This window comes from Mycobacterium sp. (assembly GCF_032161845.1).
Lineage (GTDB): Bacteria > Actinomycetota > Actinomycetes > Mycobacteriales > Mycobacteriaceae > Mycobacterium.
In genome coordinates this window covers 1-11,056 of sequence record NZ_JAVRQA010000238.1, presented here as the reverse complement: position 1 = coordinate 11,056, position 11,056 = coordinate 1, and the positions used below count along the sequence as shown (strand labels likewise).

Sequence of the window (11,056 nt, the reverse complement as noted above, 5' to 3'; positions counted from 1 at the left end):
CAGGAGTTCACGCCTCGCGACGTGGCTGATCTGTCGGCTCGAGTTCAACGGGCGCAAGCGCGAGGTGATGAGTCCGGGCCACTACACCGAATTGTTCTTCCTCGACGAGGCGGTCGCGTTGGCGGCGGGCCACCGACCGTGCGGCGAGTGTCGCCGCCCGTTCTACCGGGCCTTCATCGAAGCGGCGAACGTGGGGAACGAGAATCCGATCGCCGGCGCGAAGGATCTCAACGCCCAGCTCAAGTCGTCGCGGTCAGCGGCGCGCTCGGGGGCCGAGATCGGCACGCTCCCCGATGGCGTCTTCGTCGACCTGGCCGGCGGTGACGTCCCCGATCTCCGCCTCGTCTGGGCTGGCGCGCTCCATCGTTGGACGCCCGGGGGCTACGTCGACCCCGTCGCCATTTCCGACGCCGGAGTGGCCGAGGCGATCGTGGTGACACCGTCGCTGTCGGTGGCCGCGCTGCGGCACGGATATCCGGTCGACGTACCGCTTCTCAGTCGTCCGACGCATCCAGCGACAGGTGTTCGTGCACGCCGAGCCAGCGACCGTCCGCCCCGCGCCGCAGGATGATCGTCTCCCGCTCGCGTTGCTCCGCCTCGACACCCGCCAGGCGGGTGCGGACCGCGTGGGTGAACACCGCGACGTCGTCGGTGATCAGGTCGAGCCGGGGGTTCAGTGACCGGCAGGAGAGCACCCGAAACCCGTCCTGCTCCCATCCTGCCCATAGCGCCTCGTAGGCCGCCCGCGACGAAAGCAACGCCGGCTCGGCGTGGAACAGGAACGTCGCTTCCGGTGCGAAGCCGTCGAAGTAGCGCTTGGTGTCGTGCGAGCCGAACGCCGCGATGACGTCGACCGCCGCCTGCATCGCCGAGGCGGCGAGTTCATCGGAATCCGTCATGTCCAGAGCCTAGGTGCGCGTCAGCAGACGACCTTGACGAACCCCATCGTGGGGTCGGAGGCGCTGATCGGATTGCCCGCAGCGCGCAACGCGATCAGCAGTGCGAGGACGTCGTCATCGAACCTCTCCCCCGGCATCACCAGCGGGATGCCCGGCGGGTACGGCGTGATGGCCTCGGCGGCGATTCGTCCGGAGGCCCGCGCCAGGGCCACCGATTCCTCGTGCGCGAAGAACGCCTCCCGCGGGGTCAGCACTGACTCAGGCCGGACGGCGAGAAGGTCGGCGACCAACGCCGGTCGCCTGCCCTCGGGCCGCACGCCAGCATGCGTGGCGACTTCCGCGAAACCGGCGATCAGACGCGCCATGTCGGTCTCGGTGTTGCCGATCGTCGTGATGCACAGGACGTGCCCGGTGCCACCCAACTCGGGCTGGACGCCATGAAGCGCGTTGAGCCGCGCGACGACATCCCTGGCGTCCATGTCGAGCGCTGCGGTCCCGACGAGTAGTTTGGTCTCGTCGAGCTGGTGCAGCCCGGTGCCCGCGCCGGCGAGATGTTCCGGTCGCAGCACGCTCAGCCCGGGAATGGCGGCCAGTTGGTCCGCGGCGCGACGGGCTCGATCGAGGGCCGTGTCGAGCAACTCGCGGCCGTCCAGCATCATCTGCCGTCGGGCGAGATCGATCGACGCCATGATCGCGAAGTGCGGACTCGTCGTCTGGATCAGCTGAAGCGCCCGCCGCACCGTCGCCGGATCGAGAACCGTCGGATCGATGTGAAGGACCGCGGCCTGGCTGAGGCCCGACAGGATCTTGTGCACCGATTGGACGGTCGCCGCGGCCCCGGACGTCTCACCTGGTGCAGGCAGGTCGCGATGGAAGGTGAAGTGTGGTGAGTGCGCGCCGTCGACGAGCAGCTTCGCGTCATGACGACGACACAGCTCGGCGAGCGCCGAGATGTCGCCGGTGGTGCCGTAGTAGGTCGGATGCAGCACCCACAGTGCCCTGGCCCCGCTTTCGCCGAAGCCGCGCGCCACCACGTCGGCGTCCAAACCGTGTGCGACGCCGAACCTTTCGTCCCACCTGGGTTCCAGCCAAATCGGTCGCGCACCCACCTGAACCAGACCGGCCAGGACGGACTTGTGAGCATTGCGCGCCACCAGAACCGGCTCGCCGGGACTCAGCGCCGACAGCGCGACGGCGATGTTTCCGCTCGTCGAACCCTGCACCAGGATGAAGCTTTGACCGACGCCCCACGCATCGGCGATCAGTGCCTCCGCCTCCAGGATCGGCCCCGTCGGGCAGTGCAGCGTGTCGGTGTCGGGCAGGTTGTTCAGGTCGACGTCGGCCAAGTGGGCGCGAAACCAGGGGTCCAGGGTTCGACCGCCCTTGTGACCGGGGCTGTAGAACGGCGCCTGGTCGCGCTCGACGAATCGCTTCAACGAGTCGAACAGTGGTGCCGCGTCGTGCTTCAAGGTCGGGCGGGCGGAGCTGGGAGGGCTGGAATCTGGTACACCCGTTGAGAGTTCCGCACCCCGATCATGTCGACGATCCGGATCGCATCATCGATGCCGCAGTCACCGGCCCGCACCCAATCACCGAGCACCAATCCCATGGCGCGCCGCCACAACACCGAGCCGAGCACGTGTAGCTCGGGCGGCCCGAAGGCATCCGAGGAGTACAGCTGCTTGGCGAACGGGGCCGTCTCGAGCGCCTCGGCCACCAGCCCCGTCGAACGCGCGCCCAGGTAGTTGATCGCCAGTCCCACATCGAAGTTCACGTGGTCGAACGCTTGCGCCAGATATCCCGCCTGACGCTGGAACGGGTAGCAGTGCAACAGCAGGACGGGAACCGGTGTCATCGCGCGCAGCAACGGCAACAGCAGCATCGGATCACTGCGGTGCAGGTCCATGTCGCGATCGCCGAAGCCGACGTGCACCTGGATGGGCAGACCGTGCGCCGCGGCCTCGTGCACGCCGAACGCGATCAGTACCTCGTCATCGACGCGCAGCGGGTGGGGACGGGCACTGAACTCGCGGGCGCGGGCGACCACCGCGGCATCCGTCGGTCGGGCCCACTCGACGTCGAATCCGATGCGGTAGGCCGCAATCGTTTTGGTACCAACGACTTCCGGGTTCACCACCGCGGCCCTCAGCGCCGCCCGGAGGGCGTCGGGGTAATCGTCGGGCGACGTTCCGTCCGCCAGCAGGTCCTCGGTGAGCCGCTCCAGCCGGAGGATCTCCGAGGACGGGACGTCGCTGAGCTTGGTGAGCTGGTCGGGGGTGGTGATGAGATCGCCCTTGAACCCGGTGTCGACGATCCAACGGGCGACACCCGCCGCGGGCAGCATCGTCCTGGCGAGTTCTTCTGGTGAGAGCTCGCTGCGTCGGGCCCAGTAGTCGTCGGCGCCCGCCAGCGGCTCGAGCCCGAGCAGCGGTGCACACCATCGCCGGATGGAAAGGCCGAGCGGCGAGTCGAACTGCGTCATGAAGTCGGGGACTGGATCGGTGGAACCCTCGTTGATGGCCGCTTCGAAGCCCGCCCGGTCGACGGGTTCGTTGAAGGTGCCGTGGACGTGATGGTCGATCAGCTCGACGGTGCGTAGATGGTCGGCGAGCGCGTCGGGCACGTCGCCGTGGACCCCGGCGAAGACGTCCCCCAACCCACTCGAGGGCAGTTCACCAACCGGCATACCGTGCCACCTCCTCGGAGTTCACCCTTCCCGACGCCGCGTCGGCGATCGCCGCGCCGAGGATCTCGACCGCATGGCCCGCCTCGGCGTCGGTGAGCACCAGGGGCGGCGTGATCTCCAGAACATTGCCGCCGACGTAGTACACGACTACGCCCAGCTCCCACGCACGGTAGACCACCTCCGCCGCGAGCCGGGGAGCACGTTCCCCCGTCTGGGGGTCGACGAGCTCCAAGCCGATCGCCAGACCGCGCCCCCGGACGTCGCCGATGCGGTCGGCACCCGGCGATCCGGCCAGCGCCCTGAGCCCCTCGCTCAGCAGCGCACCAACTTTCGCGGCGCGCTCCGGCAACTGCTCGCCGACGATGGTGGCCAGCACCGCACGACCGGCAGCGGTGCACACCGGGTTGCCCGCAGTGGTGAGCAGCGCCGCGGCTGGGGGATTGTCGAGGATCTCGGCGGGACCGACGGCCGCCGACAACGGAAGCCCGCCACCGAGCACCTTGCCGAACGTGACGATGTCGGGCGCCACCCCGACTTGCGTGAAGTCGTGCTCGAAGGCGTGCAGGGTGCCCGGTCTGCCGAGCCCCATCTTGACCTCGTCGCAGATCATCGGAACCCCGTGCCGCCTGCACAGCTCGTGCAGGCTGGCGAGGAAGCCGTCGGGCGGCACGACGAGACCGCCGTCGGACAGGATCGGCTCGACGATCAGACAGGCGATGGAGTCAGTGCGTAGATGTTCCTCGGCGAGCTCGAGGCAGGCGGTGACGTCCTCGCCGACGTCAGCGCGGACGGGCCGAAAGGGGTTGGGGTAGGGCAGGAAGACGGCGTCCGGGTCCGCTGGCGCGCCGGCGTCGACGTGCACTCCGGAAACACCCATCGCGACACCGACACCACCGTGGTAGCTGTGCTCGAAGGCGATGACGGTGCGCTTTCCGGTCGCGTGCCTGCACGCGCGCAGCGCCACGTCGTTGGCGTCGGAGCCGGCGTGGCCGAGGTACACCCGTCGCTCACCGGTGCCGGGGACCAGCGCCAGGAGGTCCTCGGCGAGCCCCACCGAATCGGGGTGCACCGCGGACAAGCCGCCGGACCCAGGGGCCGACCGGACCGCCCGGCTGACCGCCTCGACGATCGCCGGGTGACCGTGCCCGAGGCCACTCGCCGTCCACGTCGCGGACAGGTCGAGAAGCTCGCGCCCGTCGGGCGTCACCAACGTCGAGCCGTGGCCCGAGACGACCTCAAGCGGGAAGAAGCGGAGCTTCTCGATTCCCGCGACGGCGGCCCCGTCACGCTCGTAGAGCGTGCTCATTCCGCCTGTACCGGCGGGGTCTGAGCAAGTTCGGCGGTCAGCGACTCGCCGACGCGCTTGGCGATGCCGGACGCGGCGACGGCGATCACCAATCCGATTGCGCACCAATACAGTCCGAGCAGTGGGGCATCCGACCACGTCACGGCACCCTTGACGTTGAACCACAGCACGGTCGCGATCACTACGGCGCCGAGCGCGGGCAGGACTAGTCCGAGAATCTTGCCCTTGCCGCCATGCACGTCGACGAACCTAGGAGCGCCAACGAACCACATCGCCGCGATCTCGACCAACAGATAGCAGACCATCAGGCACACCGAACCGGCGACGGCGAACAGGAAGTAGGTGTTGATCGCGTCGTTGCCGGTGCCCATGTCGGGCCAGCCAAGCGCGCCGCAGACGAGGTCCACCACCAACGCGACCGCGACGACGAGCCAGGTGGCGATGCGCGGGCCGCCGGTGCCCTCGTGGATGCGCGCCAACGCCTTCGGGCCGAAGCCATCCCGGCCGAAGGCGTAGAGCATCCGGCCCGACGTCGCCGAGCAGGCCAGGTGGCAGCCGAACGCCGATACGATCGCCGTGAAGATGATCAGCAGGCTGAACCACTGTCCGACGTAACTACTGCCCAAGTCCCCCAACGTGTTTCCGGAGTTCTGGAACGCCTCGAGCCCCGCCGCGTCGGTACCGAACCCGACGACCTGGGCGAACATCACGATCACGAAGAGCACACCGGTCAGGATCAGCGTGCCTGCCAGCGCCCGTGGAATGTTGCGGCCGGGGTCGTCGGTCTCCTCGCCCATCGACGCGCAGGCCTCGAATCCCGCCCATGACAGGAAGGCCGCGACCACGGCGCTCAGCACCGCGGAGGCGGAGACACCGTCGAACGAGAACGCACTGAAGTCGATGCCGGTCGTCGGCGCCCCACCCTTGGCGAAGATCACGGCTACGAGCACGATCATGGACAGGATGCCGATGCCCTCGATGACGAGCAAGATCTTGGCCAACAGCCGAATATCGCGGCCGGACAACAGGAACGAGATCACCGCGCCAACGGCAACGACCGCCAGCCATGGCAGCTGGTAGGGGTTGTCGTTACCCGGCTGCAGTTCGGCGATGAACGCGTTGACGAACGCGGCGGTCAACGCCAGGGTGCCGATGGCGAAGCCCACATATGCCCCGAGCATCGCGAAGCCGGAGAAGAATCCCGTCCTCGGTCCGATGGTCCCGCCCACCAAGCCGTAGGCCGATCCGGCGTGATTGAGGTGTCGGGTCAGCCGGACGAAGCTGTACCCGACCAGGGAGACCCCGATCAGACCGATCAGGAACACCAGCGGAATTGCCTTGCCGACGGTGGCGATCAGGCCCTGGCCGTTTCCCGACATCGCCAGGGTCGGGCCGACCAGCGCGACGGACATGGCGAGCGCCACCCAGAACGGCAGGCGGCGATGGGGAAGCTGGTCGGCTCCTTCTGACGGGCCGGCCGACGACGTACTGGTGCTCATCGATGTCTCCTTGGGTTCGTCAACAACTCCACGCGAAGCGCAGCGCCTGCGTGGTCTCGGCAGGCGATAGCTCGCCGAAGGTGGTCAGTTCGTATCGCCGCACTGCGACAAGACCTTCGATCATCTCGGGGGTGAGCAACTCCGCGGCGACGGCGGAGCTCTCGAGCGCGTCGATCGCGGCGCGCTGGCCGGTGGGGAGCGGTGGTGGAGCGGTGGCGGCCTGCGAAGGATCCTCGGGGATCTCGGCAGGCAGGTCGAGGCCGTGGTCGATCCCGCGCAACGCGCTGCTGAGGAAGGCCGCCGCGGCCAGGTAGGGGTTGGCGCTCGGGTCGATCAGCTTCAGCTCGACGTTGGCACCGTGCGGGCTGCCGGGCGTCGCGGCGATGAACCGCACGGCCGCTTCCCGGTTCTCCAGTCCCCAGCACGCCGCGGCGCCCGCCCAGTTGCCCGGTTTGAGCCGGAGCGCCGACAACGCAGAACCCGCATACACGCCGATGAGGGCGGGGAGCGTGTCGATGACACCGGCGATCGCAGACCCGCCGGCCGGCCGGATCCCGTGCGGTCCATCCCCGCCGGAGAACAGCGGGCCGTTGCCGTCGGCCAACGAGAGGTGCAGGTGCGCCCCGTTGCCCGCGGCCCCTTCGAACGGCACCGGGGCGAACGAGATTCGCAATCCGTGCCTGGCCGCCGCGCGACCGAGCACGATGCGCGTCAGGATCACGGCGTCGGCGGCCGCCACCGGGGTGGTTGGCGCCAGCGATACCTCGAGTTGATCGTGGCCGTACTCGGTGTGGATCTGTTCGACGCTGAGGCCGGCCCGCTCGGCGGTGGTGGCGAGGTCGACCAGGAACGCCGACCGGTCCAGCGAGGTGCGAATCCCGTAGGGCGACCAGGGGTCCGTCGTGGCGGGGCCGCCGTCGGGAGCGACCATCGTGCACTCGAGTTCGGCGCCAACCATCGCGGTAAGACCGCGCTCCGTGGCCTGGTGTTCGGCGCGGGCCAGAAGCGAGCGCACGCACATGGGTGCGGGGTCTCCGCCCTGGTCGGTCAGGTTTCCCGGCGCCCAGGCGATGCCGTCCTCCACGACCCGCGCGGTGGCCGGATCGATGCGGATCCGCAGGTCGCCGGTGACGCCGATGGTCGGGGTGAAGGCGATTCCAGTGTCGACGCAGAAGACACTCCACGACGGTGACACGCCCATCCCCGAGCGCTGGAAGTCGCCGAGCCTACGCAGTGGCACGTACTTGGCCCTGGTGACACCGGCCGGATCGGTAATCGAACCGGCTACGAGTTCAACACCTTTGGCACGTAGCTCATCGATCTGGTGAGCGATGTACTTCCCATCGGGCCGCGGCATCGAACCTCCTCCGACATATCTCGTTGCGAGTAATCTATGTCATGAATGTTTCAGAATCTTTAAATTCGACCGACTATGTTTGATTCATAAGATTCCGATCGGAGGCAACCCCACGTGTGTCGGCTCCTGGGTGTCGTGTCCGCAGCCCCGATCTCGATCGGCGACGCGGTCGGCGACGACGTGCTCAAGGACTTCGTCGCCCTGACGAAGGTCCACGGCGATGGCTGGGGCGTCGCGGGGGTGGATCACGTCGGCGAGACTCCGCACGTCCTGGTTTCGGCGGGCACCGCACTCGAAGACGACGAATTCACCACAGCCACCCACGACGCCCAGTCCGCCGCGGCACTCGTCCATCTTCGATGGGCGACCAGCGGCCTCGCCGTGGAGCCACAGAACTCCCACCCGTTCTTCGCCGACGGACTCGCGATGGCGCACAACGGTTCGATCAAGCCAATGGGCCCACTCGATGACCTCATCGAACCCTCGACCGCGGCGTCGCTGCGCGGCACTACCGATAGTGAGCGCTACTTCGGGGTGATCCGCCAACACCGCCGCGCCACAACGACTCTCGCCGAGGCCGTGCGGCGTGCCGTTGCCCAACTCCGGCAGCTCTATCCCGACGCCAGCCTCAACGGGCTGATCCTCGGCGAGGACCAGTTGATCGTCGTCCACGCGCACGCGCGCAGCCGTCTGCTGGCAGAGGACATCGAGGAGATCAGCGCAACGGATCTCCCCGCCGAGCACCTCGAGGACTACTTCGCGCTGCGCATCGCGCGGCCAAGGGAGGGTGTCGTCGTCGTCGGTTCGACCGGGTTCGGCGACCTGGCGTGGGAGCCGCTGCCCTCGGAGTCCGTCATCGCCGTGTCGATGCTCGACCTTTCGGTGACGACCCATCCCCTGGTGACAGGCTGACCGGGTGACCGACGAGACCGTGGCCGCGCGTGCCGGTGCCGCCCTCCCGACGCTGAGCAAGGCTGAGCGGCGGGTGGGACGCGCCCTGCTCGCCGACTACCCGAGCGCCGGGCTGGCCAGCGCCGCCCGGCTCGCCGAACGCGCCGAGGTCAGCCCGCCGACCGTGCTCAGGTTCGCGCAATCCCTTGGCTACGAGGGGTTCACGGATCTTCAGGTGGCGCTGCGCGCCGAGTTGACGGCGCAATCCAACGGGCCGATCACGCGACTCCCGACCGCGCCAGCCGCCGACGGGCTGCTCGACCGTCTTCTGCAGCAGGGGCGCGCTCAGAACGAGCGGGCGGAGGAAACGTTGGCCCTGTTGCCCGCTCCTGCGGTGGAGGCGGCGGTCGCACTTCTGTCGGATACCGGAAGGCCGCTGTACCTCCATGGCGGACGGTTCTCCCACCTGCTGGCGATGCACCTGGCCGCTCACCTCGAACAGCTGCGTCCGGGAGTGCGGTTGCTGGGAGACCCGAGCGGTCGCGACCTCGGCGCCATGATCGAGCTGACCCGGAAAGACGTCGTCGTCCTCTTCGACTACCACCGCTATCAACGCAGCGCGGCCGACCTGGCGGCCCGCGTTCATCGGGCTGGCGCACCGGTGCTGCTCATCACCGACGACCTGGCCTGCCCGGTCGCGCCGGAAGCCGAGGTCGTGCTGGCCGCCTCGAGCACGGTGGGCAGCACGTATCAGAGCATGGCGGCGGGCTTCCTCCTCACCGAACTGCTGATCCCGCTGGTGATGGACGCGATCGGAGAGCCGGCCCGCACCCGGATGGCACTGTGGGAGGAACAACGCCGCAGCGAGTTGCTGGGCTGAGCGCCGAGCGGCACTACCCGTCGGTGACGCCGGCCCCCGCATCGCGCGGCAACCGAAGCGTCTCGACGATCGTGACGGCCATCAACGCGCCGAGCACCAGGAACGTCCAGGCGTACGCGATGCCGGGACCGTGCCCATGCTCCGCGGCCACCGGGGTCAACATGCTGAGCGCCAACGCCGCAACCGCGATGCCGAGGCCTGCGGCGAGTTCCTGCACCGCCGCGTTGAGAGTGTTGGCGTGCGTCAACTCGTCGCCGCTGACATCGGAGAACGCCAGGCTGTTGTAGGCCGTGAACCCGATCGACCGCAGCGCCCCGCTGACGAACAGAATGAGCGCGATCACCGGAACGGGCATCGTCGAGTCGAGGCTCGCCAGGAGCCCGTAGCAGCCGACCGAGAGCACGGCGTTGACGAGCAGGACCCGGCGAATTCCGAACCGCCGCATCAACGGGGTCGTCGTCGGCTTGATCGCGATGTTTCCGGCGAAGAGCATGGCCACCAACAGCCCCGAGACGAATGGCGACCACCCGTAGATCAACTGGAACTGCAGCGGCAACAGGAATGGCACCGCGGTGATGACCAGGCGGTAGAGCGATCCGGCGGACACCGTGATCCGCAGGGTCGGCACCCGGAGCACCCGTAGCTGAACCAGCGGGTGGCGAGCCCGCAGCAGATGCCACGTCGCGAGGACCAGCAAGACCGCGGCGGTGCCACCACCGACGGCCACCAGCGTCCAGTCCGTTCCGTTGATGCGGATGCTCTCCAGTGCGATCAACGCCGCGGCAATGCCCGCGCCAAGCGCGACGAGTCCGCGCCAGTCCAGCGGACGCGGCGACGGATCCGCATCACCGCGAATCAGCTTGAGGGACAAGATGAATCCGACGATGCCGATCGGAATGTTGACGAAGAAGATCCAGCGCCAAGAGCCGACCGTCGCGATCGCGCCGCCAAGCACCGGAGCGACCACCGGGGCGGCCAGCGCGGGCCACGTCAACAACGCGATCGCACGAACCAGGTTGGCCCTGCCACTGAACCGCAGCACTGCGAGCCGCCCGACGGGCACCATCATGGCTCCGCCGACGCCTTGGAGGATGCGGACCCCCACCAGCATCGGCAGTGACACGCTGAGTGCACATCCCACCGAGGCGAGCGTGAATATCGCGATCGCGGCGGCGAACACTGGGCGCGCACCGAAGCGGTCGGCGATCCAGCCGCTCGCCGGGATCAGTACCGCGAGCGTGACGAGGTAGGCCGAGATCGCGACGTTGACGTCTACCGGGTCTACGCGGAACGACGTCGCGATCAACGGAATCGCCGGCGTGATGATGGTGGCGTCCAGGATCTCCATGAAGAACGCGCCAGCCACCAGCAGCGCCATCCCCCTCGGGAACGGCGCCGCGGATGCGGGTGGCTCGGGCGACGACATCGGTGGCACCGTAGTCAGCTGGCGCCGTGGGCTCACGCGCCCACCAACGCCGAGTGCGACTGTGACGACGGAATCGGCCCGAAAACGTCGTCATTTTCCCAGTCGGCGGGTC

The 11,056-nt window shown here is 68.4% G+C and carries 10 protein-coding genes; 3 read left to right on the top strand and 7 right to left on the bottom strand.

Translation table 11 applies throughout. From position 1 onward, the window contains the following. Positions 1-571 (top strand): hypothetical protein (locus QOD90_RS13850; RefSeq protein ID WP_526350583.1); only part of this gene is annotated, 571 nt, incomplete at its 5' end. Here QOD90_RS13850 and QOD90_RS13845 read toward each other — a convergent pair. The 6 genes from QOD90_RS13845 to QOD90_RS13820 are packed head-to-tail and all read right to left on the bottom strand — an operon-like array spanning position 495 to position 7,747. Then, a complete protein-coding gene (locus QOD90_RS13845) occupies positions 495-899 on the bottom strand; it encodes a nuclear transport factor 2 family protein (protein WP_526350581.1) in 405 nt (134 codons plus the stop codon). The genes QOD90_RS13850 and QOD90_RS13845 overlap by 77 nt on opposite strands. Before the next feature lie 20 nt (positions 900-919). Further along, positions 920-2,368: an aminotransferase class I/II-fold pyridoxal phosphate-dependent enzyme gene (locus tag QOD90_RS13840; protein ID WP_526350579.1), complete on the bottom strand. Its 1,449-nt coding sequence runs from the start codon at positions 2,366-2,368 to the stop codon at positions 920-922. Beyond that, complete coding sequence (locus QOD90_RS13835) at positions 2,365-3,585, bottom strand: amidohydrolase family protein (protein ID WP_526350577.1); 1,221 nt, start codon at positions 3,583-3,585, stop codon at positions 2,365-2,367. Before QOD90_RS13835 ends, QOD90_RS13840 begins: the two co-directional genes overlap by 4 nt. After that, entirely contained in the window at positions 3,572-4,891 is a 1,320-nt protein-coding gene (locus QOD90_RS13830; RefSeq protein WP_526350575.1) for a class-III pyridoxal-phosphate-dependent aminotransferase, read from the bottom strand. The genes QOD90_RS13835 and QOD90_RS13830 overlap by 14 nt, the downstream gene beginning before the upstream one ends. Further along, entirely contained in the window at positions 4,888-6,390 is a 1,503-nt protein-coding gene (locus QOD90_RS13825; RefSeq protein ID WP_526350573.1) for an amino acid permease, read from the bottom strand. Before QOD90_RS13825 ends, QOD90_RS13830 begins: the two co-directional genes overlap by 4 nt. Before the next feature lie 19 nt (positions 6,391-6,409). Further along, positions 6,410-7,747: a type I glutamate--ammonia ligase gene (locus QOD90_RS13820; protein ID WP_526350571.1), complete on the bottom strand. Its 1,338-nt coding sequence runs from the start codon at positions 7,745-7,747 to the stop codon at positions 6,410-6,412. Between the two features lie 114 nt (positions 7,748-7,861). Between QOD90_RS13820 and QOD90_RS13815 the strand changes: the two genes are divergently transcribed. Continuing rightward, the gene (locus tag QOD90_RS13815; protein WP_526350569.1) at positions 7,862-8,659 is read left to right on the top strand and encodes a class II glutamine amidotransferase; all 798 of its coding nucleotides are present in this window, start codon (positions 7,862-7,864) and stop codon (positions 8,657-8,659) included. 4 nt (positions 8,660-8,663) lie between these two features. Further along, a complete protein-coding gene (locus QOD90_RS13810; protein ID WP_526350567.1) occupies positions 8,664-9,518 on the top strand; it encodes a MurR/RpiR family transcriptional regulator in 855 nt (284 codons plus the stop codon). Positions 9,519-9,531: 13 nt separating this feature from the next. Here the strand turns inward: QOD90_RS13810 and QOD90_RS13805 are convergent, their stop codons facing one another. Then, positions 9,532-10,896 (bottom strand): MFS transporter, encoded by a 1,365-nt coding sequence (locus QOD90_RS13805; protein WP_526350585.1) that lies wholly within the window; start codon positions 10,894-10,896, stop codon positions 9,532-9,534. Between the last annotated feature and the right edge of the window lie 160 nt (positions 10,897-11,056).